Genomic DNA, 21637 nt, shown 5'->3' with positions numbered 1-21637 from the left:
GTGGTCGTGAGGGCGTCAGTGGAAGGTGTGCTCCGCCGCCGGGAACGTGCCGCCGACGACCTCTTCGGCGTACTCCCTCGCGGCGTCGGCCATCACCTGACGCAGGTTCGCGTACTGCTTGGTGAAGCGCGGGACCTTGCCGCCGGTCAGGCCGACCATGTCGGTGTAGACCAGCACCTGCGCGTCGGTGTCGGGCCCGGCACCGATACCGACGGTCGGGATGTGCAGTGTGCGGGTCACCTCGGCGGCCAGCTCGGCCGGCACGAGCTCCAGCACGACGGCGAAGGCGCCCGCGTCCTGCACCGCCTTCGCGTCGCGCAGCAGTTGCTGCGCCGCTTCCTCGCCCCGGCCCTGGACGCGGTAGCCCATCGCGTTGACGGACTGCGGGGTCAGGCCGATGTGGCCCATGACCGGGATCCCGGCCTCGACCAGGAGCCGGATCTGCTCGTGGGAGCGCTCGCCGCCCTCCAGCTTGACCGCGCCGACACCGGCGTCCTTGATCAGCCTCGTGGCGTTGCGAAGGGCCTGGACCGGCCCCTCCTGGTACGCCCCGAAGGGCAGGTCGGCCACGATGAGGGCGCGCTTGGTACCCCTCACGACGGCGGCCGAGAGGATGGCCATCTCGTCCATGGTGACGGGCACGGTGGTCTCGTAGCCGAGGTGACAGTTGCCCATGGAGTCCCCGACGAGCATGACCGGGATGCCGGCCTCGTCGAAGACGGACGCGGTCATCGCGTCATAGGCGGTGAGCATCGGCCACTTCTCGCCGCGCTCACTGGCGGCGGTGATGTCGTGGACGGTGATGCGGCGGGTGCTCTTCCCCCCGTACAGGGCCTTACCGGCACCGGGAGTGGGGCCCGCCGGAGGTGTGGCGGACTGGTTCTGCGCAGCCTGAAGCGACATGGCCAACGGCTCCTTCGTCATCTCGAGGCGCCCTGACGGCGTCCCCGGATCCCTTCCATGGTGGCATCCCGGAAGCGTTCCCGGGAAGTGGGCCCACCGCGCCCGGTGAACGGTACCCGGCAACCGGGTAAAGTCTTTCCAATACGAGACGGTCTCGTATTGGAATTCGTTTAGAGTCTGAGCCATGTCCATACCGTCCGGCGCCCCTGCCGCCGCGCCCCGCGTCCCGGAGGCGGTCCACCGCCGCCGCTGGATCATCCTCGGCGTCCTCATGTTCAGCCTGCTCATCGTCGTTCTGGACAACTCGATCCTGAACGTCGCGGTCAAGACGATCGCGAGCCCTGCCCCGACCGGGATCGGCGCCACCCAGAGCGAGCTCGAGTGGGCGATCAACTCCTACACGCTCGTCTTCGCCGGCCTGCTCTTCACCGCCGGCCTGCTGGGCGACCGCATCGGCCGCAAGAAGGTCCTGCTGGCCGGAATCCTGGTCTTCGGCATCGGCTCGGCCCTGGCCGCCCTCTCCTCCTCGCCCGGCGAACTCATCACCTGGCGCGCCCTGATGGGCCTCGGCGCGGCGTTCGTGATGCCCGCCACCCTCGCCGTCCTGATGAACGTCTTCGAGCGTGACGAGCAGCCCAAGGCCATCGGCATCTGGGCCGGCAGCGTCGGCCTCGGCATCGCGATCGGCCCGATCACCGGCGGGGTGCTCCTCGAGCACTTCTGGTGGGGCTCGATCTTCCTGGTCAACGTGCCCGTGGTGGTCGTCGCGCTCGTCGCCATGGCCGTCCTCGTGCCCGACTCCCGGGACCCCGCTCCCGGCCGCGTCGACCCGCTCGGGGTCGTCCTGTCCATCGTCGGCCTGGTCCTGCTGGTCTACGGCATCATCCGCGGCGGCGAACTCGCCTCCTTCACCGACGTCACCGTCCTCGCACCGCTGATCGGCGGTCTGCTGGTGCTGGCGGGCTTCGTATGGCACGAGAAGCGCAGCCCCCACCCGTCGATCGACATCTCCTACTTCCGCAAGCCCGCCTTCTCCGCCGCGGTCGCCGCCATCGCGCTGGTCTTCTTCGCGCTGATGGGCGTCACCTTCTTCTCCGCCTTCTACCTGCAGAGCGTGCGCGGCTACACCGCGCTGGAGTCCGGACTGCTGATCCTGCCGCTCGCCGCCGCGCAGATGATCTTCGCGCCGCGCGCCCGGCTGGTCGTCGACCGGTTCGGGGCACGGGCCGTCTGCACCGTCGGCATGCTCCTCGTCGCGGCCGGTCTCGCGGCCTTCGCCCTGTTCGACGCGGACACCCCGCTGTGGGTCCTCTGCCTGGTCTTCTTCGTCCAGGGCACCGGCATGGCCCACATCATGCCGCCGGTCACCGTCGCCGTGATGCAGGCCCTGCCCCGCGAGCGGGCGGGCTCGGGCTCCGCCATCAACAACACGTTCCGCCAGGTCGGCGGGGCTCTCGGCATCGCCGTACTCGGCTCGGTGCTCTCCACCGTCTACCGCGGTGACATCGAGGGCCACCTCGACGGCGTGCCCGCCGCCGCGCGGGACGTCGCGGGTGAGTCCATCGAGGCGACCCTCGGCGTCGCGCAGAAACTGGGCCCGGCCGGGAAGCCGCTGATCGCCGCGGCGAACGACGCGTTCATCGGGGCGATGCACGTCACCGCCCTCGGTTCGGCGGCGGTCGCCCTGATCGGCGCGGCGGTGGTCGCCGCCTTCCTGCCCGGCCGGCAGGACGCGCAGCTGAAGCCGCAACCGGCCGGCCCCGGCCGGGCGCCCGAGGCCACCGAGGTTCCGGCACGCCGGTCCTGACCCCGCCGTTCCGGCCGGGGGAGTCGCACACCCCCCGGCCGGTCGGAGAGAATCGGGACGTACGGCGAACAGTGAACGGCGGACGGCGCAGCGAGAGGCGGCCCACGTGCGGCAGGCGGCACACAACCCGGCGCAGGACCCGGCCGAGGGACCGGTGGGCCCGCCCTGCCAGGACGCGGAGCCGCGCCGGGGCCGCCCCCGCAGCGCGGCCGTGGAGCGGGCGATCCTCGACGCCGTCGTGGAGCTGCTGGAGACGGGGGAGACCCTGGACGGGCTGTCCATCGAGCGCATCGCCCGTACCGCCGGGGTCGGCAAAGCCACCATCTACCGCCGGTGGAGCGGCAAGGAGGAGCTCTTCGTCGACGTCCTGCGCGACATGGAGCCCGCCGACCCCACCGTCTCCGGGACCGCCGGCCTGGACGATCTGCGCATCATGCTGGAGTCCCTGCGTACGCGGAGTCTCGCGCAGCGCTCCTCCGCCCTCCTGCACAACGTGTTCGTGCAGATGAAGAAGCACCCGAGGCTCTGGACCGAGTACCAGACCACCGTCCTCGGCCCGCGACGCGCCGCCATGCTGGCCGCCGTGCAGCGGGCGGTGGACGCGGGGGAGCTCCGCGGCGACCTCGATGCGGAGCTGATGAACGACCTGTTCCTGGGGCCCATGCTCGTCCGCACCGTGCACCGCCCCGAGGCGCCCCTGCCGGAGGACCTCGCCGACCGCATCATCGCGGCCCTCCTCCAAGGCCTGGCGCCGCGCTCGCCGAAGGCGCAGGTCACAGCCGTGGAACCGACGTCCGCTCCGGTGTGAGGGTTCTGTCACAAGCCGCCCATCCGCCACCATGGCCGGAACTCGCCGGTCCGGTCCGATCGTCCTGATGGCAGTACGGCCGTCGTCGACGGCGAGAACCGCGTCGCGCATCGCCTAGGGTCGTGAGGCGCGGTGATGTGTACGGCAAGGCAGTGAGGACGAGCGCAATGGTGCAGGCGTACAGGGCGGACACCGAAGACACCGGCGCGGGTTCGCAGCCGGGCTCCCGGCTCCGGGCCCTGCGTCACAGACTGGCCTCCGACCGGGGCCTCTGGCGGCGCGGCATCATCCTGGCGCTCTGCTCGGTGTTGCTGACCGTCGTGATGGTCTTCCACGCCGAGATCCCGAACACCGTCGGCAACCTGGGCAGCCTCATCGAGACGTTCCTGCCCTGGCTCGGCGTGTTCGTGCCGCTGCTGCTGGTCCTCGGTCTCGTCCGGCGTTCGGCGACGGCGGTGATCGCCCTCGTCCTGCCCGTCGCGGTCTGGCTCAACCTCTTCGGCGGCCTGCTCTTCGACGACAAGTCGGGCACCGGCGGGGACCTCACCGTCGCCACGCACAACGTCAACGCGGGCAACCCCGACCCCGCGGGCACCGCCCAGCAGGTCGCGGGTTCCGGCGCGGACATCGTGGCCCTGCAGGAGCTGCCGGGCGGCAAGGTGGCGGCGTACGAGGACGCGCTCGCCGACCGCTATCCGCACCACTCCGTCCAGGGGACCGTCGGCCTGTGGAGCAAGTACCCGGTCACGGACTCCAGCCCGGTCAACATCAAGCTGGGCTGGACCCGCGCGATGCGCGCCACGGTCACGACCCCCGAGGGCCCGGTCAAGGTGTACGTCGCCCACCTCCCGTCCGTACGGGTCAAACTGAACGCGGGCTTCACCGCCAACCAGCGGGACGACAGTGCCGACGCGCTGGGCGAGGCCATCGCAGACGAGCCGCTGGAGCGGGTGGTCCTGCTCGGCGACCTGAACGGCACGATGAACGACCGCTCGCTGCACGCGGTCACCTCCCAGATGCGCTCCACCCAGGGGGCGGCGGGCGACGGCTTCGGCTTCAGCTGGCCCGCGGCCTTCCCGATGGCGCGGATCGACCAGATCATGGTGCGGGGCGTCGAACCCCTCGCCTCCTGGACCCTCCCCGCCACGGACAGTGACCACCTCCCGATCGCCGCCCGCGTGCAGCTCTGAGCGCGGCCGCTTCCGGGGGTACGCTCTCCCCCATGTCCAGCCCCGAGTCCGACAGACTCCGGCCGCCGGTCCGCCGGTGGCCCCGTCCGTGACGCCGTAAGCCTCCGACCCCAGCGGTCACCGGGCTTCGCCCCGTCGCGTCGTCGACCACCGCCGGATCGTCCGCGGCGGTGTGGGCCGGTTCTCATGTCCCGTAGGAACACCGGACATTCCACCGTGTCGCCGTCCTCGCGCCTCCGCGCGTGACGACGGGCGCGGCCCGCATCCCCCTGCACACCGCTCGTCCCTCCGACGGTTCCGTACAAGGGGTCCCTTCTCATGCCAATCGCTGTTCACGTCCTCGGGCTGGCGGTCTTCGCCCAGGGCACTTCGGAGTTCATGCTCTCCGGCCTGCTCTCGGGCATCGCCGGTGACCTGCACGTCTCGCTCGGTGCCGCCGGGCTGCTGACCTCGGCCTTCGCGGTCGGGATGGTGGTCGGCGCGCCGCTCACCGCACTGGCCGGCCGCGGCTGGCCCCGGCGCCGGGCCCTGCTGTTCTTCCTCGGCGTCTTCGTCGCCGCCCATGTCGTCGGCGCGCTGACCTCCAGTTACGGAGTGCTGCTCGCCACCCGGGTCGCGGGTGCGCTGGCCAACGCCGGTTTCTGGGCGGTGGCGCTGGTCACCGCGCTGGCCATGGCCGGCCCGCACCAGCGGGCGCGGGCCACCGCCGTGGTCGTGGGCGGAGTCACCGTCGCGTGCGTGGTGGGTGTGCCGGCGGGGGCGGCGCTCGGTGAACTGTGGGGCTGGCGCTCGGCGTTCTGGGCCGTGGCCCTCGTCTCCGTGCCGGCCGCCGTCGCGTTGCTGGTGGCCGTCCCGGGCGGCCGGCCCGACGACGCACCGCAGCAGGTGAGCGCGCGGAGCGAGCTGCGCGCCCTGGCCCGGCCCCGGCTGCTGCTGACCCTGCTGGTGATGGCACTCGTGCAGGGGGCGACCTTCTGCACCTTCTCCTATCTGGAACCGCTGGTCACCCGCGTCACCGGATTCGGTGCGGGCTGGGTGCCCGTGGTGCTCGCGCTGTTCGGCGTCGGCTCGTTCGCCGGTGTCACCCTGGCCGGGCGCCTGGCCGACGCCCGTCCGCACGCGGTCATCGGGCTCGGCATGACGGCTCTCGCCGCCGGCTGGGCCGCACTTGCCCTGACCGCGGCCCACCCGGTGGCGGCCCTCACCCTCGTCCTGCTCCAGGGGGCGCTCGCCTTCGGCACGGGAACGACGCTGATCACCCGGGTCTTCCACCTGGCTCCCGACGCCCCGACGCTGGCCGGCTCCTTCGCCACGGCCGCCTTCAACGTGGGCGCCGCGGCCGGCCCCTGGCTGGGCGGCCTGGCCCTCGGCGCGGGCTTCGGCTTCCGCGCCCCGGTATGGGTGAGCGCCCTGCTGATGTGCCTGGCGCTCGCGGGTGCGGGGGTGCTGTCGGTGTCCTCGGACGCCGTACGGGGGAACCTCAGCGCCCGGAGGCGTCCAGCGCCGGAGCGATGACCGCGAAGGCCCGGTCGGTGAGAGCGGCCGGGTCCTCCGCTCCGTCGCCGTCGCACCAGCTCCGGAGCACCGTGTTGAAGGCGACCAGGGCCGTCCCGGCGGCCAGCTGGGCAGCGAGGCCGGCCTCCGCGCCGGATCCCTCGCGCCGCGCCAGCTCCGACGCCAGGTCCTCGCGCCACTGCTCCTGACGCTCGAGGAAGCGTGCCAGCAGGGCGGACGTACGCAGGATCAGCCGCACCACGCGCAGGGCCCGGTCGGAGTGGCCGGCGCACTCGGCGAGGGGTACGTGGACCGCGTGCCGCAGCGCCACGGACGGAGGCTCGCCGGCGGGGCGGGCCGCGAGCTCCGCCCGGATGCCGCTGCCCATGTCGGTCAGGAACTGGACGACCACGTCCTCCTTGGACGCGAAGTACCGGAAGAACGTCCGCTTCGAGACACCCGCCGTGGCCACGATCTCGTCGACGGTGACCGCGTCGAATCCCTTGCGGGCGAGCAACTGAAGGGGAGGTGCGGTTCGCTCTCCCGGGCGTGTAGGGGGCATGTGTGCGGCCTCCCTGAGCGGCGGGCGGGTGGCGGCCGGTCCCACCGAGTGACGCAGACATCACACCCCGACGCAACGGCATGTTCACGTCCGGGCATAAAACGTCTGAGAGACTTTGTTCCGACGGGGTACATAACCCGTCCCGGCAACGAAGCCGACGCTCCCGCACACACCGCCCGCCACCCGGCCGCCGCACGGCCCGTGTGGTCACCCTGCCCGAAAGGTCTTCTCCATGCCCCTGGCCCTGCTCGCCCTCGCTGTGAGCGCCTTCGGCATCGGCACCACCGAGTTCGTGATGATGGGGCTGCTGCCCAACGTCGCGGACGATCTGGGAACGTCCGTACCCACCGCCGGTTACCTCGTCTCGGCGTACGCGATCGGCGTCGTCCTCGGTGCCCCGCTGCTCACCGGTCTCGGCTCCAGGATCCCGCGCAAGCGGATGCTCCTGCTGCTGATGGCCGTCTTCACCGTGGGCAACCTCGCTTCCGCCTTCGCCCCCGACTTCGGCTGGCTGCTGGCCGGCCGGTTCCTGGCCGGGCTGCCGCACGGCGCCTTCTTCGGGGTCGGCGCGGTCGTCGCCGCGCGCCTCGTGCCGGACGGGCGCCAGGCGCGCGCCGTCGCCACGATGTTCCTCGGCCTGACCGTGGCCAACATCGTCGGTGTCCCCGCGGCCACCCTGCTGGGACAGCACCTCGGCTGGCGTGCCACGTTCATGGTGGTCGCCGTGATCGGGCTGGCCGCGATGGCCGCCCTCGCCCGCCTCGTCCCGCAGATCCCCGTCGAGGCGCACCAGAACGTACGCCGTGAACTGAGCGCGCTCGGCAACCGGCAGGTCATCCTCGGCCTGCTCACCGCCGTCCTCGGCTTCGCGGGCGTCTTCGCCGTCTACTCCTACCTCTCGTCCATGACGACCGAGGCGATGGGCTTCGGCGAGTCCTCCGTGACGCTCGTCCTCGCCCTCTTCGGCATCGGGATGACGCTCGGCGCCCTGGCGGCGGGTCCGCTGACCGACCGGGCGCTGCGTCCCACCCTCTACGGCTCCCTGGGGGCCCTGGCCGTCGTCCTCGTCGTCTTCCCCTTCACCGTGCACGTGCAGTGGGCGGCGCTGGTCATGGTGGTGCTGCTCGGCGGCATCGGCTTCATGACGACCACACCGCTGCAGATGCTGGTGATGAACAAGGCGAAGGACGCCCCCACGCTGGCCTCCGCCTCCAACCACTCCGCCTTCAACCTCGCCAACGCGGGCGGCGCCTGGCTCGGTGGGGTCGCCATCGCGGCGGGCTGGGGCTGGACCTCTCCGGCGCTGGTCGGCGCGGTGCTGGCCGTGGCGGGCCTGGCCGTGGCGGTCACGGCGGGCTTCCTCGACCGGGCCCCGGGCACCTCGCGCGTGGTGGCGTCCGGCGCCCGCGCCGAGGCGCGCGAGTCGGTGGAGACGCACTCCTCCTGAGGGCTACGACGGTTCCGGGCCGGCGCGGGACACGCGCCGGCCGGAGCCCAGCCGGGCTGCCGTGACCAGCCCCGCGAGCCCCGTCAGCGCGAGCAGCAGCCGGACGTCCACCACGGCGACCAGCCCCGCGCCACCCGCCAGCGCCAGCGCGTTCGGCACCATCATCAGCGAGTTGGCAGCCGCCGCCGTGCGGCCCAGCACCGCGTCCGGAGCCTCCCGCTGCACCGCCGTCATCGCGGCGATCAGCACACAGGGCAGCCCGGCTCCGATCGCCGCGCTCGCCGCGAGGGCCACCGCGTCACCGCCCAGCGCCCGGGCGCCCACGGCCACCGCGAAGACCGCGATCCCCGCCGCTGCGAAGCCCCGCTCCGGCATCCGGCGCAGCAGGGGTCCGGCCAGCAGCCCGACGGCCACGGAGCCCGCGCCCTGGAAGGCGTACAGCACTCCGGCGTACGCCGGCGGACGGCCGAGCATCTCGACGACGGCGTACACCGCCGCGCCGTTGAGCCCCGCCAGCAGCATCGTCAGCGCTCCGGCGTACACCAGCGGCCGGAGGGCCGACGAGCCGCGCAGCAGCCGTATCCCCGCCGCCGTACCGCCCCGCCGTGCCCCCTTCCTGGCCGCCCCGGCCGGGTCCCGCACCCGCAGCCGCGCGAAGACCAGCGCGGCCAAGGCGAACGTCACCGCGTCCAGGACGACCACGGGGACCGCGCCGTACCGCGCGAACAGCCCGGCGCCCGCGAGGGGCGCCAGCAGCTTCATGCCCTCGTTCACCGTCGTGCGCAGCCCGTTGAAGTCGCCCAGCAACCGGACGTCGACCGCCCGGGCCACCAGCGCGGCCTCCGCCGCGTCCAGGAGCACGCCGCTCACGCCGTAGACGAGCAGGACCGCGAAGAGCGCACCGATCCGGTGGTCCGGGCCGACCAGGAGGAGCGAGGCCATCAGCCCCGCCATCACCAGGTTCACCGTGATCAGCAGGAGCCTGCGGGGCACCAGGTCCGCCACCGCCCCGAGGGAGGGGCCCACGAGGACCGGTGCCCACATCGCGCACACCGTCAGGGCGGCCAGACTGTCCGACCCGGTGAGCGACTTGACCCAGATGCCCGCGGTCAGCCACATCGCCGACGTGCCGAATCCGGACACGAGCAGACCCGTGAGGCAGAGCCGGGCCGTGCGATCCCGTACCACCGCGACCGATGCCACCGTCCACCCCCCGCACCCTGCCGGCCCGCGCTCCCGGCCGGGGCGCGCTCCTGACCACGCTGGTGACTGAGGTGGTGCGGTTGCATCGGGCAGATGCCTTAGGCATCACCGCTCGCCTTCGGTACACGACCGCAGCGCAACTGCGGCGGAACAGAGGCGGTTTCACGCCCTGAGACGTGCGTATTCTCCTGGTGAGGTCCACAAGCTGGCGACAGGAAGGCCGGGGGATGAGCTCAAACGGGGGCGGAGCGCCGTGGAATCCGTACGGGGGTGGACAGCCGGCGCGCCGGCTGACCTTCGGACGTCTCTTCAATCCGATCGCTGTGGGCCGCGCGGTGTTCACGCCGTCCCGGCCGGACCGTGTGCACGACCCGGCGGTGAAGAAGGCGCAGATCCTGCGGACGGTCCTCGGCATGGGTGCCATCGTGTGGATGCTGGTGTCCTACGGTCTGGCATCGGACGCCGACGCCGTGGTGGACGACCGCTTCGCCCAGATCCGCACCACCCTCATCGTGCTGGCGGTGACCTTCCCGGTCGCCGTCGCCGTATTCATCGCGGCGGCCCGCCCGCCCAACCGTGGCCTGTTCCTGCGCCGCGTGGCCAAGCCCGCCGGAGCGCTGCTCGCGCTGTTCGTCGCTCTCGCCGCGCCGAGACTGATCACCGGGCTGGGCCTCGTCACCGAGGAGACGGACTGGACGGCGTCGCCGGAGCGGGTCGTGCTGCTGTTCGCCCTGGGCGCCTGGCTGTTGTGGCTCGCCCCCTTCGTGCTCTACGGCATCGCGCAGTCGCTCGTGCACGTCTTCCGGACGGCGGACCTCCACGAGACGGTCCCCCCGCTGCTCGCGACGCTGCTCGTCTGGGAGGTCGCGCTCTTCGACATCTTCCAGGGCGCCTACGGGAGTGTGCCGTTCGCCGTGCGGCTGGTTCTCACCCTTGGAGGCCCGCTGTCCGTCACCGCCTTGGCGCTGTGGGAGCTGCGGCGGCTGCGCACGCGGCACGGCATCACCCTGCGGGGCGCCCTGCTCCGCTGAGCCGCCACGGAGGCCGCCCGCCCCGGCACACCCTCCGCCCCCAGCCTCAGCCCGACTCGCGCCAGCGGTTGGTGATCGGCAGCCGGCGGTCCTTGCCGAAGCCCTTCGGCGAGATCTTCGTGCCCGGCGGGTACTGCCGCCGCTTGTACTCCGCCGTGTCCACCATCCGCAGCGTCTTCGTCACCAGCGCCTCGTCGAACCCGGCCGCCACGATCGCGTCCAGGCCCTGGTCCCGGTCGACGTACAGCTCCAGGATCCGGTCCAGCACGTCGTAGTCCGGCAGCGAGTCCGTGTCCACCTGGTCCGGGCGCAGTTCGGCGCTCGGCGGCTTGGTGATGGACGCCTCCGGGATGGGCGGGGTCTGCCCGCGCTCCTCGGCGGCGCGGTTGCGCCACTTCGCGAGGCGGAAGACCGACGTCTTGTACACGTCCTTGATCGGCCCGTACGCGCCGACGGAGTCGCCGTACAGAGTGGAATACCCCACCGCCAGCTCCGACTTGTTGCCCGGCGCCAGCACGATCTGGCCCTCCTGGTTGGAGACGGCCATCAGCAGCGTGCCGCGCAGGCGCGACTGGAGGTTCTCCTCGGCAAGACCGGTGAGCCCCAGCGACCCCATGTACGCGTCGAACATCGGCTCGATCGGTACGGTGCGGAAGTTCAGCCCCGTACGCCGGGCCAGCTCCGCCGCGTCGCCCTTGGAGTGGTCCGAGGAGTACTTCGAGGGCATCGAGATGCCGTACACGTGCTGAGCCCCCAGCGCGTCACACGCGATCGCCGCGACGAGCGCCGAGTCGATGCCGCCCGAGAGCCCGACCAGGACGCTGCTGAATCCGTTCTTCGCGGCATACGCGCGCAGGCCCACGACCAGTGCCGAGTACAGCTCCTCGTCGTCGTCGAGCCGCTCCGAGTAGCCGCCGGCCAGCTCCGGCTCGTAGGCGGGCAGCGGCTTCTCGCTCAGCACCACGTGGTCGATCCGCAGTCCGTCGTTCACGACCCCCGACGGAGCCTCTGCCGCGGCGGCCGGCAGGTCCAGATCGAGGATCACACTGCCCTCGGCGAACTGGGGCGCGCGGGCGATGACTTCGCCGTCCTTGTCGACGACGATCGAGTCCCCGTCGAAGACCAGCTCGTCCTGGCCGCCGATCATCGCCAGGTACGCCGTCGTGCATCCGGCCTGCCGCGCCCGCGTGCGGACCAGCTCCAGCCGGGTGTCGTCCTTGTCGCGCTCGTACGGTGAGGCGTTGATGGACAGCAGCAGCCCGGCCCCCGCGGCGCGCGCGGCGGGGACGCGGCCGCCGTCCTGCCAGAGGTCCTCACAGATCGCGAGCGCCACGTCGATGCCGTGCACCCGCACGACGGGCATCGAGTCGCCCGGCACGAAGTACCGGAACTCGTCGAAGACGCCGTAGTTGGGCAGGTGGTGCTTGGCGAAATTCAGCGCGACCTGCCCGCGGTGCAGTACCGCGGCGGCGTTGCGCGGGGATCCCGCGGGCTGGCCGTAGCGTGCCGCGGTGTGCTCCGAGCGGTCGAGATAGCCGACGACGACCGGCACCTCCCCGAAGCCCTCGTCGGCGAGGCGGGCGGCGAGCGCGCGCAGCGCCTTCCGCGAGGCCTCGACGAAGGAAGACCGCAGGGCCAGGTCCTCGACGGGGTAGCCGGTCAGCACCATCTCGGGGAACGCCACCAGGTGGGCGCCCTGCTCGGCGGCGTGCCGGGTCCAGTGGACGATCGACTCGGAGTTGCCGGCGAGGTCTCCGACGGTCGCGTCGATCTGATTGAGTGCGAGACGTAGTTGAGGCACCCCGCCAGTGTAATCGTCTGACTGACGCGATGTCCTGGCGTTCCCGTCCGGAGGCGGCGCACCACCTCCGGACGGCGCCTGGCCGGGCGGCTCAGCGCAGGTAGCCGAGGACCGTCATCATCCCCGCCTCGGCGTGGTAGACGTTGTGGCAGTGCAGCATCCACAGCCCCGGGTTGTCCGCGTCGAAGTCGACCGTCAGCGAGCGCCCGGGGAGGATCGCGGCGGTGTCCTTCCGGGCTCCGAGGGCGGCCCCGCCGGCCAGCGCGAACGTGTGGCCGTGCAGGTGGAGGGGGTGCCACATCGAGGTGCGGTTGGTGAAGACCAGGCGCACCCGCTCCCCGGCCCGGACGGGCCGCCGCGCCGCGGGGTCGTAGCGTTTGCCGTCGAAGGCCCAGTCGTACGCCTCCATCGAGCCCGTGAGCGCGATCCGCACGGTCCGGTCGGGTTCGCGCTCCGCCAGAGCCACCGACTCGTCCGGGGCCAGACGGTCGGCCGTGATCAGCTCGCCCGTCAGCTCCTCGGGCCGCACGGTGGCCGGGGGTGTCGCTCCCGCCGCCGTCCGCAGCACGGCCAGGGCCGCCGCCCCCTTGCCCTCGGCGAGGGCGGTCAGCGGGAACACCCCGTCCCCGGCCGTGACCAGCACGTCGTAACGCTCGCCCATGCCGAGCAGCAGGGCGTCCGTCCCGGTGTGCCGCACGGGGAAGCCGTCCGTGTGCGTCACGGTCATCCGGTGGCCGCCGAGCGCCAGCCGGAACGCGGTGTCCCCGCCGGCGTTGATGACACGCAGCCGGATGCGGTCGCCGGGCCGGGCCTCGAAGACCGAAGGCGCCTCCGCCCTGCGGCCGTTGACCAGGTAGTGGGGGTAGTCGACATCGCCCGCGTGGCCGCCGAGCAGTTCGCTGTCCGTCCCCTTCAGCAGGCGGGAGGGGCCCTCGCCCCCGGTGGCCGCCGCCTCGTCGTGACCGGCGGATTCGTGGCTGCCGCCCCGCCCCTTGGTGAGCTCGTCGAGGACCGCGTCGGGGGTGGAGCCGTCCACCCCGTCGAGCCAGTCGTCGAGGACGACGATCCACTCCTTGTCGTAGGCGAGCGGCTCCTTCGGGTCGTCGACGATCAGCGGCGCGTACAGCCCACGGTCGAGCTGGACCCCGGAGTGCGGGTGGATCCAGTGGGTCCCCGGACGGGTGACCGCGAAGCGGTAGGTGAACTCGGCGCCCGGCTTGACGGGCTGCTGGGTCAGCCCCGGCACCCCGTCCATGTCGTTGCGGATCGAGAGGCCGTGCCAGTGCATCGTGGTGGACTGCGTCAGGTGGTTGGCCAGGGCCAGCTCCAGGGTGTCGCCCGCGGTGACCCGGATCGCCTCACCGGGCAGCCGGTCCCCGTACGCCCAGGTGGGGACGGTGAGACCGTCGCCCAGTTCGAAGCGGGACGCGGCGGCGGTGAGCGAGACCTTCCGCAGGGGGCCCGCGCCCCGCCGGGTCTCGGCATCCACGACCTCCGGACCGTCGGGCGTGACGTACTGGTCCGCGGCGCGCGTGGGGGAGGGGGCGCGGACGGGCGAGGTGCGGGCCGGGGACGCGACGGCCCGGGAGGCGAGGCCTGCTGTTCCCGCGAGGGCGATACCTGCGCCGAGTACGGCGCGGCGAGAGGGCATTTCAGACATATTGCGCACCGTACCCCTGGCGGGTATAAGCGTGCCGCCCCGACACCCGACGCCCCGGGCCCCGACACCCGAGGGCCCGGCGCTCCTCACGTCGGAGGGGGCCGGGCCGGCGCGGTGCGCGCGGGGCGGGTGGACGGCACCGAGGGCAGGGGTCAGGCGCGGGCGTAGACCATCTCCGCCCAGCCGGCGACCTGCTCGTCCGAGAGGTGGAGCGCCAGATCGGCCTCGCTGATCATGCCGATCAGCTTCTTGTCCTCGATCACCGGGAGCCGGCGGATGCGGTGGCTCTGCATCTCCTCCAGCACCGCGTCGACGTCCGCCGACGACTCGATCCAGCGCGGCGTGCCCTCGCAGAGTTCGCCCGCCGTCACCTTCGACGGATCGTGCCCCGACGCCACGCACCCGATCACGATGTCGCGGTCGGTGATGATCCCGACCATCCGGTCCTGCTCACCGTTGGCGGAGACGGGGAGCGCCCCCACCTTGTGGTCGCGCATCATCTGGGCGGCGCGGTCGAGCGTCTCGTGGGCGGGGATCCAGTGGGCCCCGGTGTGCATGATGTCCTTGGCCGTGGTCATGGGGTTGCCTCCTGCGTGCCGATGGGCACTGCTGTACGTCCCCGAGTCCTTCCACCATGGCGGGCCCGCCCGGCGTACGCGAACGCTGTCACCCGTTCGGGCGTACGCCGAGCCGGTCCCGCGCTCAGGGACGGGGCGCTGCCCCGCGCGCCGCGAGCATGTCCGCCATCAGGTCCAGCTCGGACTGCTGGGCCTCGACCATGCCCTGGGCCAGGCGCTTCTCCGCGGGCACGGTGCACCGCTCGGCGCAGCCACGGGCCATCGCGACGCCGCCCTTGTGGTGGTCGGTCATCAGCTGCAGGAAGAGGACCTCGGCCTGCTTGCCGCGGGCGGCGCGGAGCCGGTCGAGCTCGGTCCTGGTCGCCATGCCGGACATGAGGGCGCCGTCGTGATCCATGCCTTCCATGCCCTCCATGTCGTGGCCGCTGTGGCCGCCGCCCGGCATCCAGGCCATCGGCCCCTGCCCGTCGGGCGCCGTCTTCGGCAGCTCCCACAGATCCAGCCAGCCGAGCAGCATGCCCCGCTGGTTGGCCTGCGTGTTGGCGATGTCGTACGCGAGACGCCGTACGTCCTCGTCCCCCGTCACGTCCCGCACGATGAACGACATCTCCACGGCCTGCTGATGGTGGACCGCCATGTCCCGCGCGAAGCCCGCGTCCGCGGACCGCGCCGAGGGCGTGCGAGGCCCGGGAGTCTCCGCTTCGCCCCGTGCCGAGGCGACCGTCGCCGCGCCGGCGAACAGCAGGGCGAGGGCCACGGCGGACCCCGCGACCCACTGCGTACGCCGGTTGCGCGACGGGCTCACCCGTCGACCCCGCCGGTGCAGGGCGCGCCCGGCTCGGGCGTCTGCGCGCCCTGGACGTACTTCGCGAAGAAGGTGGCCACCCGGGGGTCGTCGGCACTGTCCACCGTGACCTGCTTGCCCCAGGCGCTCAGCATGATCGCCCCGGCCTGGCCCTCGTACGGGGACATCAGGGAGTAGGGGGTGCTCCTCACGCGGGACGCGAGCTCGGCGACGTCGTCCCCGGACGCCTTTCCGGAGTGCGTCACCCAGACCGCGCCGTGCTCCAGGGCGTGCACGGCGTTGACGTTCGGGACGGCCTTTTCGTATACGACGCCGTCGCAGTTCAGCCAGGCCGGATTGTGGTTCCCGCCGACGGGCGGCTCCATGGGGTACTTCACGTCGGTGGTGACGTGGTCACGGCTCAGCTTCGCCGCGTCCCATGTCTTCTCGCCCGCGATCGGCTCGGCGGCGAGCTCCTTCTTCTCCTGCTCGGTCTGCTTCGAGTCCTGCGCCTGCGTCTCCTCGGTCTTCTCCTTCGCCTCGGACTTCTCCAGGAGCATGTACGAGCCGAAACCCAGCAGCCCGGCGACCACGACGGCACTCAGGCCTATGGCGACGACCCGGTTGCGGCGGTCGCGCGCACGGTCGGCACTGCGCATCTGCTCTATGCGGTTCCTGCGGTCGAAGCTCATGACGTCGGGCCCTTCTGCCAAGGGGTCGGGAGGGACGAGGGCGGAACGGGAAACCTGGCTGTGGCGGGCCGTGGCCGGACGGCTACAGCCCTTGCACACCATGGGCGCCGATCGTAGTGGGTGGCCGCGTGCTCTCTCTCACACCGTGTGCGTAATCTGGGTGAAATCCCGGGTCGTGATACTGAGGTGTCTCCCCTACCCCGGGCGGTGGTGCACGGACCGTCTGAACTGCAAGGATGTGGCTATGGACAAGCAGCAGGAATTCGTCCTCAGGACGCTTGAGGAGCGCGACATCCGCTTCGTACGGCTGTGGTTCACCGATGTTCTCGGTTACCTCAAGTCCGTCGCCGTGGCCCCGGCCGAGCTCGAACAGGCCTTTGACGAGGGCATCGGCTTCGACGGCTCCGCGATCGAGGGCTTCGCCCGTGTATACGAATCGGACATGATCGCCAAGCCGGACCCCGGCACGTTCCAGATCCTTCCGTGGCGCGCCGAGGCCCCCGGGACCGCCCGGATGTTCTGCGACATCCTGATGCCGGACGGCTCGCCCTCCTTCGCGGACCCGCGCTTCGTGCTCAAGCGGATCCTCGCGAAGACCTCCGACCTGGGCTTCACCTTCTACACCCACCCGGAGATCGAGTTCTTCCTGCTGAAGAACAAGCCGGTCGACGGCAGCCGTCCCACCCCGGCCGACAGCTCCGGCTACTTCGACCACACCCCGCAGAACGTCGGCATGGACTTCCGCCGCCAGGCCATCACCATGCTCGAATCGATGGGCATCTCCGTCGAGTTCAGCCACCACGAGGGCGCACCCGGCCAGCAGGAGATCGACCTGCGGTACGCCGACGCGCTCTCCACCGCCGACAACATCATGACCTTCCGCCTGGTCATGAAGCAGGTCGCGCTGGAGCAGGGCGTGCAGGCCACCTTCATGCCCAAGCCGTTCTCGGAGTACCCGGGCTCGGGCATGCACACGCACCTCTCCCTCTTCGAGGGCGACCGCAACGCCTTCTACGAGTCGGGCGCCGAGTACCAGCTGTCGAAGGTGGGCCGCTCCTTCATCGCGGGCCTGCTCAAGCACGCCGCCGAGATCTCCGCCGTGACCAACCAGTGGGTCAACTCGTACAAGCGCATCTGGGGCGGCTCCAGCCGCTCCGCGGGCGCCGGCGGCGAGGCCCCCTCGTACATCTGCTGGGGCCACAACAACCGCTCCGCTCTGATCCGCGTCCCGATGTACAAGCCCGGCAAGACCGGCTCGGCCCGCGTCGAGGTCCGCTCCATCGACTCCGGCGCCAACCCCTACCTGACGTACGCGGTGCTGCTCGCCGCCGGTCTCAAGGGCATCGAGGAGGGCTACGAACTCCCGGCAGGCGCCGACGACGACGTCTGGGCCCTCTCCGACTCGGAACGCCGCGCGATGGGCATCGAGCCGCTGCCGCAGAACCTGGGCGAGGCGATCTCGCTGATGGAGAAGAGCGAGCTGGTCGCCGAGACGCTGGGCGAGCACGTCTTCGACTTCTTCCTGCGCAACAAGAAGCAGGAGTGGGAGGAGTACCGCAGCGAGGTCACGGCCTTCGAGCTGAAGAACCTGCTGCCGGTGCTGTAGCGGAACCCGCTGTACGTGAACGGTTTCGGGCCGGCGGTGACACACCGCCGGCCCGAAACCGTTCCGGTGGCCGGGAGAGACTGTGGCGCATGACGACGACAGACAAGCGGCTACCGGCGGGCTGGACCCTTGAGGAGATCCGGCGAGTCTCCGGCGACCGGGAGGCCACACCTCTCGACACCGCCCGCAGGGTGACGGGGCCGATGGAGGACGAAGTGCTCCACCCGGAGATCGTCCTGGGCTTCCACGGACTCTGCGTCGTAAAAGCCGTCGACGACGAGCTCTGGCACATGGGCAGCCTGAACGACGACGGCAGCATCATCTGCTGGAGCAGCTACGACGATCTCCGCGAGGCACTTCGCGGGCTGTAGCCGTTGTCGGCGCGGAGCCAGTCCCAGTCGGCCAGGGAGACGGACGAGCTCGTGGGGCGAGGGTGTCGTCGACGTCGAAGAACAGTGCGCCTGCGCGGTCGGTCGAGAACACAGCCCAGGATGCCACCACCCGAGCCAACTGGCCGGGAAACCTTGCGGCTTCGGGCCGGCGGCGTCGCACCGCCGTACTGTCGAGGATCGCCCACCCCTCCTTGAGGAGATCGCTCCATGGCGCACAAAGGTGATCAGCTGACACGGGTCGCGTTCGGGGTGTCCGAGGCGACGGAAGCGGATCGCGCCGATGCCCTCCGACTGCTCGAAGCCGACAGCGATCTCCATGCGCAGTGGATCCTGGGGCTCGCCATGAACCGCGCGGCCCCTGACGAGGTGCTGCGGCGTGTGTTCACGGTCGACCCACTGCCCGAGGCCCGGCACTGGCTGCCCTACTACCGGCTGCCGTCCCAGGCGGCGCGGGCCGCCGTCGCGCACCCCGACCCGCGGGTCCGCGCGATGCTGGCCGAGAACCGCTCCCTGCCGTCGGCTGTGCTCGCCGTGCTGGTCGAGGACCCGGAACCGAGAGTGCGACGCATCGCGGTGATGACGGCGTGCGAGTTCGGCGTCGAGCTGCCGGCCGAGCTGACCCTGCGCCTCGCCACCGGCCCGGAGGCACGGATGCGGTACTGGGCCGCCGGTCTGCGGGGTCTGCCCGAGCAGGCGAGGCTCGTGCTGGCCGAGGATTGCGATCCCCGCGTCCGTGCCGCCGCCATCGACTCCTGGAGCTGGCCCCGGCTGCGCCCGGAGGTCCGGGCCGCGGCCGAGGCCGACCCCGATCCCCAGGTGCGCGAGGCGGTCGCACGCGCCACCCGCGTCGACGTACCCCTGCCGGCGACCGCCGAAGGCTTCGTCGCCGAGCCGGACGAACGCCGCCGCATTGACGCCGCGTCCACCGCACCCGTCGAGACCGGTCTGGCCGAGCTCCTCGCGGCCCACGAGGACAGTTCGCTGCGTCGCGCGGCCGCCCGCAACCCACACGTGCCCACCGCCCTCGCTCTCGGGCTGGCCGCCGACCCCGAGTCCTCCGTCCGTCTCGCGGTGTCCCTCCGCCCGGATGTGACCGAGGCGCAGCGGGCGGCGATCGACTACACCCTGCCGCTGGGCCGTGCACCGGTGCCGCCCTGGGTGGAGGAACGCTTCGGCGACCTGGACGCGCTGCGGGAGATCGCGGCCTCCGGCCACGTCCTGCTGCGACGTGGCGTCACGTGCGCACGGGAGCTGCCCGCTGATGTGGTCGAGCGGTTGGCGGCCGACGACGACTACTTCGTCCGGCTGATGCTCTGCGAGAACGACCATGCCCCGCACGAGCTGCTGGTGGAGATGTTCGCCGACTGGCGCGGGCTCAGCTGGGGAATGCTGGCGTACCGCCGGAACTTCGCGCGCCCCGGCCTGGCCCGGTTCGCGGATGACCCGAACTACCGGCTGCGGTACGCGGCCCTCTTCGACCCGGAGGCGGAACCGGAGCTCGTGGGCCGGCTCTCGTACGACGAGGAGGACATGGTGCGCCGCCACGCGGCGGCCGACCCGCGCCTTCCTCTCCCGAGGCTCGTCGAACTGCTCGGCGGGGACGGGCTGCCACGCTCGGCGGCCGGCAACCCCGCACTGCCCGCCGGGCTCATGCACCGGCTGCTCGATGTGGCGGGCGTCGAGCGCCGTGCCGCGCCGGACCCCCGCGAGCAGGTGGGAACGCTGGCCGCCACACCCACGGGCGGTGTCGGGGCTGCCTCCGGAGGTGCCCCGGACGGGGAGTGACGCGGCGGTCGCGGTTTCACGACGAGACAGCCGTCCCGCCCGGTGCCCGGTGGTGGCGGTCGTAGTGGCGGGCCGCGCGGGCGCGGTTGCCGCAGGAGGGCTTGCACCACTCCTGGCGGCCGTGGTCCTTCACGAAGTAGCGGACGCACCGAGGCGCCGTGCAGGCGCGCAGCTGTTCGCGCAGCGGGCCGCTGAGGAAGTCGACCGCCGCCCGCGCGAGGGCCGCGAGGAGCACGGTGTCCGGGTCGTCCCGCGTGGCCGACAGGCGCGCTCCAGGGGGGCCTTCGAGCGGCCAGTCCAGCTGGGGGACCACGGGCACCAGTGCGGCGGCCGCGTTCAGGTGGTCCACCGCCCGGTCGGCCGGCATGAGCCGGTGGGCGTCCGGGGGGCTGGGGCGCGCGGGGCTGACCGCGCGGGCGAACAGTGCGCGCACCGCGCGTCGTAGCTCGACGACACGGAGCCTGAGCTCCTCGTCCACCGTCCCCTCGTCGGCGGGGGTGTGACCGTCCAGCAGTGCCTGATGCCGGCGGAGCCAGTCCTTCAGGCCCTGGACGGTGGCCAGATCGTCCGCCACACTGCCCTCGCCGTCGTGGCGGATCGTGCTCGCCAGCTCCAGTGCCGCCCAGCGCTCCATGGGTCCCGCTCCTGCCCGTACCTGTTGATCGAGATGGCACGCACACTCTATGGTCCCTAACGGATAACTGGAAATAACCATTAGGGGGAGACGTGACCGTGTTGCTCGCGCAGATCAGCGACCTGCATATGGACGGCAGCGAGAGGGCGACCCGCCGCGCCGTACGCGTCATGGACCACCTGCGGGCCCTGCCCCGCCCCGTCGATGCCGTGCTCGTCACCGGGGACATCGCGGACCACGGTGCGGAGGCGGAGTACGAGGAGGCCGCGAGGATCCTGGCCGCGCCCTTCCCGGTCCTCCCGTGCCCCGGGAACCACGACGTGCGTCCCGCGTACCGGAAGGCCCTGCTGGGGGAGTCGCCCGACGCCGGACCCGTCAACCGGGTGCACCACATCGGGGGCGTCGCGATTCTGATGTGCGACTCCACCATCCCCGGACGCGACGAGGGGCGCCTCGACGAGCAGACCCTGGCTTGGATCGACACCACCCTCGCCGAACTGCCGGATGACGCACGGGCCTTGGTCGCCTTTCATCAGCCGCCCGTCGAGCTGCACCACCCGCTGCCCGACTCCTGCATGCTCGAACGCCCCGGTGACCTGGCGGGCCTGCTCGACGCGCATCCGCAGGTCGCCGCCGTCCTCACAGGGCACGCCCACACGGCGGCGGCCTCCACCTTCGCGGGGCGCCCTCTGATCGTGGGACCGGCGATCACCTGGACGCTGCGGATGCCGTGGGAGGGTGACAGTGCCGCCGACCGCGACCAGCCTCCCGGGCTCGCTTTCCACGTCCTCGGTGACGACGGCCGGCTGACCACCCACTACCGCGTCGTGATCTGAGGGGCACCCGCCCCTGCCGCGCAGGCGCAGGCAGGGCCGGGGCCGCAGGGGCAAGTGCTGGTGCAGGCGAGCCGCCGGGCGCTCCGGTGGATCCTCCGCCGGCCGTGAAGCCGAACGTGGCCGTGGCGTGTCGGGGGCTGTGCCACCCGTCCACGCGGCGTTCCGCACCGCTCGTGCCCCTCGCCGGGGGAACCCCCGTCACCACCGTGGCGCACGCATGCGGGTGGTCGTCCGCCAGCGCCTTCATCGACGTGTTCCGCCAGGCCTACGGGCACACGCCCGGCGCCCACCGGTCCCCGGGAGGAACGGGCGGACGGTGAGCCACGGGGCGCGGTTCCGGTAGTGTGACCCATCCCGAGAACGGGACCGACCCAGGAGGTGAGACCCATTACCGCTTCAGCAGGCTGGGCGCTCACCCCTCGCC

At 72.0% G+C, this 21637-nt stretch carries 19 protein-coding genes and 1 pseudogene; 11 read left to right on the top strand and 9 right to left on the bottom strand.

The window, feature by feature from the left end; translation table 11 throughout:
* Window positions 1-15: 15 nt before the first annotated feature.
* Complete coding sequence (panB, locus tag OG379_RS11550) at window positions 16-903, bottom strand: 3-methyl-2-oxobutanoate hydroxymethyltransferase (protein WP_393765166.1); 888 nt, start codon at window positions 901-903, stop codon at window positions 16-18.
* Window positions 904-1087: 184 nt separating this feature from the next.
* On the opposite strand from panB, the gene OG379_RS11545 reads away from it, so the two are divergent.
* From OG379_RS11545 to OG379_RS11530, 4 genes are all read left to right on the top strand, one after another.
* On the top strand, window positions 1088-2710 hold the full coding sequence (locus tag OG379_RS11545) for an MFS transporter (RefSeq protein ID WP_405661798.1): 1623 nt from the start codon (window positions 1088-1090) through the stop codon (window positions 2708-2710).
* A gap of 106 nt (window positions 2711-2816) precedes the next feature.
* A complete protein-coding gene (locus OG379_RS11540) occupies window positions 2817-3518 on the top strand; it encodes a TetR/AcrR family transcriptional regulator (protein WP_405661797.1) in 702 nt (233 codons plus the stop codon).
* Between the two features lie 167 nt (window positions 3519-3685).
* Window positions 3686-4708 (top strand): endonuclease/exonuclease/phosphatase family protein, encoded by a 1023-nt coding sequence (locus OG379_RS11535; protein WP_405661795.1) that lies wholly within the window; start codon window positions 3686-3688, stop codon window positions 4706-4708.
* A gap of 318 nt (window positions 4709-5026) precedes the next feature.
* Window positions 5027-6223, top strand: a complete 1197-nt coding sequence (locus OG379_RS11530; protein ID WP_405661793.1) for a Cmx/CmrA family chloramphenicol efflux MFS transporter — start codon at window positions 5027-5029, stop codon at window positions 6221-6223.
* Here OG379_RS11530 and OG379_RS11525 read toward each other — a convergent pair.
* Window positions 6189-6764: a TetR family transcriptional regulator gene (locus OG379_RS11525; protein WP_405661791.1), complete on the bottom strand. Its 576-nt coding sequence runs from the start codon at window positions 6762-6764 to the stop codon at window positions 6189-6191. The two genes, OG379_RS11530 and OG379_RS11525, sit on opposite strands and share 35 nt — an antisense overlap.
* A 232-nt stretch (window positions 6765-6996) precedes the next feature.
* On the opposite strand from OG379_RS11525, the gene OG379_RS11520 reads away from it, so the two are divergent.
* Complete coding sequence (locus OG379_RS11520; protein ID WP_405661789.1) at window positions 6997-8211, top strand: MFS transporter; 1215 nt, start codon at window positions 6997-6999, stop codon at window positions 8209-8211.
* Between the two features lie 3 nt (window positions 8212-8214).
* On the opposite strand, the gene OG379_RS11515 is transcribed toward OG379_RS11520, so the two are convergent.
* On the bottom strand, window positions 8215-9414 hold the full coding sequence (locus tag OG379_RS11515; RefSeq protein ID WP_405661787.1) for an MFS transporter: 1200 nt from the start codon (window positions 9412-9414) through the stop codon (window positions 8215-8217).
* A 227-nt stretch (window positions 9415-9641) separates the two neighbouring features.
* Here OG379_RS11515 and OG379_RS11510 point away from each other — a divergent pair, with 227 nt between their 5' ends.
* Entirely contained in the window at window positions 9642-10445 is an 804-nt protein-coding gene (locus OG379_RS11510; protein ID WP_405661785.1) for a hypothetical protein, read from the top strand.
* A 46-nt stretch (window positions 10446-10491) separates the two neighbouring features.
* Here OG379_RS11510 and OG379_RS11505 read toward each other — a convergent pair whose 3' ends face one another.
* From OG379_RS11505 to OG379_RS11485, 5 genes are all read right to left on the bottom strand, one after another.
* A complete protein-coding gene (locus tag OG379_RS11505; protein ID WP_405661783.1) occupies window positions 10492-12246 on the bottom strand; it encodes an NAD+ synthase in 1755 nt (584 codons plus the stop codon).
* Window positions 12247-12337: 91 nt separating this feature from the next.
* Window positions 12338-13906, bottom strand: a complete 1569-nt coding sequence (locus OG379_RS11500; protein WP_405661781.1) for a multicopper oxidase family protein — start codon at window positions 13904-13906, stop codon at window positions 12338-12340.
* Window positions 13907-14058: 152 nt separating this feature from the next.
* Window positions 14059-14484, bottom strand: coding sequence for a CBS domain-containing protein (locus tag OG379_RS11495; RefSeq protein WP_401624266.1), 426 nt, complete (start codon window positions 14482-14484; stop codon window positions 14059-14061).
* 124 nt (window positions 14485-14608) lie between these two features.
* Window positions 14609-15289, bottom strand: a complete 681-nt coding sequence (locus OG379_RS11490; protein WP_405661779.1) for a DUF305 domain-containing protein — start codon at window positions 15287-15289, stop codon at window positions 14609-14611.
* On the bottom strand, window positions 15286-15960 hold the full coding sequence (locus tag OG379_RS11485; RefSeq protein WP_393765140.1) for a DUF3105 domain-containing protein: 675 nt from the start codon (window positions 15958-15960) through the stop codon (window positions 15286-15288). The genes OG379_RS11490 and OG379_RS11485 overlap by 4 nt, the downstream gene beginning before the upstream one ends.
* Before the next feature lie 244 nt (window positions 15961-16204).
* Between OG379_RS11485 and glnA the strand changes: the two genes are divergently transcribed.
* The 3 genes from glnA to OG379_RS11470 all read left to right on the top strand — a co-directional run bounded on the left by glnA (window position 16205) and on the right by OG379_RS11470 (window position 19743).
* On the top strand, window positions 16205-17566 hold the full coding sequence (glnA, locus tag OG379_RS11480; RefSeq protein ID WP_014156604.1) for a type I glutamate--ammonia ligase: 1362 nt from the start codon (window positions 16205-16207) through the stop codon (window positions 17564-17566).
* A gap of 89 nt (window positions 17567-17655) precedes the next feature.
* On the top strand, window positions 17656-17937 hold the full coding sequence (locus OG379_RS11475) for a hypothetical protein (RefSeq protein WP_405661776.1): 282 nt from the start codon (window positions 17656-17658) through the stop codon (window positions 17935-17937).
* 228 nt (window positions 17938-18165) lie between these two features.
* Window positions 18166-19743, top strand: a complete 1578-nt coding sequence (locus OG379_RS11470) for a hypothetical protein (protein ID WP_405661773.1) — start codon at window positions 18166-18168, stop codon at window positions 19741-19743.
* 16 nt (window positions 19744-19759) lie between these two features.
* Here the strand turns inward: OG379_RS11470 and OG379_RS11465 are convergent, their stop codons facing one another.
* Window positions 19760-20377 carry a CGNR zinc finger domain-containing protein gene (locus OG379_RS11465; RefSeq protein ID WP_405661770.1) on the bottom strand — a complete coding sequence of 206 codons (618 nt, stop codon included), beginning with the start codon at window positions 20375-20377 and terminating at the stop codon, window positions 19760-19762.
* A gap of 98 nt (window positions 20378-20475) precedes the next feature.
* Between OG379_RS11465 and OG379_RS11460 the strand changes: the two genes are divergently transcribed.
* Window positions 20476-21213: a metallophosphoesterase gene (locus OG379_RS11460; RefSeq protein WP_405668478.1), complete on the top strand. Its 738-nt coding sequence runs from the start codon at window positions 20476-20478 to the stop codon at window positions 21211-21213.
* Window positions 21214-21383: 170 nt separating this feature from the next.
* Window positions 21384-21533, top strand: a pseudogene (locus OG379_RS11455) (helix-turn-helix domain-containing protein); the annotation flags it as partial.
* Window positions 21534-21637 lie beyond the last annotated feature (104 nt).

The sequence above is a fragment of the Streptomyces sp. NBC_01166 genome (assembly GCF_045039765.1).
GTDB lineage: Bacteria > Actinomycetota > Actinomycetes > Streptomycetales > Streptomycetaceae > Streptomyces.
This window is presented reverse-complemented; position numbering and strand designations above follow the sequence as displayed.

Bases quoted from the DNA above. Each gene is read 5' to 3' on its own strand.
- OG379_RS11525 (WP_405661791.1), bottom strand. From the start codon at position 6,764: ATGCCCCCTACACGCCCGGGAGAGCGAACCGCACCTCCCCTTCAGTTG.
- OG379_RS11465 (WP_405661770.1), bottom strand. From the start codon at position 20,377: ATGGAGCGCTGGGCGGCACTGGAGCTGGCGAGCACGATCCGCCACGAC.
- panB (WP_393765166.1), bottom strand. From the start codon at position 903: ATGTCGCTTCAGGCTGCGCAGAACCAGTCCGCCACACCTCCGGCGGGC.
- OG379_RS11500 (WP_405661781.1), bottom strand. From the start codon at position 13,906: ATGTCTGAAATGCCCTCTCGCCGCGCCGTACTCGGCGCAGGTATCGCC.
- OG379_RS11495 (WP_401624266.1), bottom strand. From the start codon at position 14,484: ATGACCACGGCCAAGGACATCATGCACACCGGGGCCCACTGGATCCCC.
- OG379_RS11475 (WP_405661776.1), top strand. From the start codon at position 17,656: ATGACGACGACAGACAAGCGGCTACCGGCGGGCTGGACCCTTGAGGAG.
- OG379_RS11485 (WP_393765140.1), bottom strand. From the start codon at position 15,960: ATGAGCTTCGACCGCAGGAACCGCATAGAGCAGATGCGCAGTGCCGAC.
- OG379_RS11520 (WP_405661789.1), top strand. From the start codon at position 6,997: ATGCCCCTGGCCCTGCTCGCCCTCGCTGTGAGCGCCTTCGGCATCGGC.
- glnA (WP_014156604.1), top strand. From the start codon at position 16,205: ATGGACAAGCAGCAGGAATTCGTCCTCAGGACGCTTGAGGAGCGCGAC.
- OG379_RS11535 (WP_405661795.1), top strand. From the start codon at position 3,686: ATGGTGCAGGCGTACAGGGCGGACACCGAAGACACCGGCGCGGGTTCG.
- OG379_RS11510 (WP_405661785.1), top strand. From the start codon at position 9,642: ATGAGCTCAAACGGGGGCGGAGCGCCGTGGAATCCGTACGGGGGTGGA.
- OG379_RS11545 (WP_405661798.1), top strand. From the start codon at position 1,088: ATGTCCATACCGTCCGGCGCCCCTGCCGCCGCGCCCCGCGTCCCGGAG.
- OG379_RS11470 (WP_405661773.1), top strand. From the start codon at position 18,166: ATGGCGCACAAAGGTGATCAGCTGACACGGGTCGCGTTCGGGGTGTCC.
- OG379_RS11530 (WP_405661793.1), top strand. From the start codon at position 5,027: ATGCCAATCGCTGTTCACGTCCTCGGGCTGGCGGTCTTCGCCCAGGGC.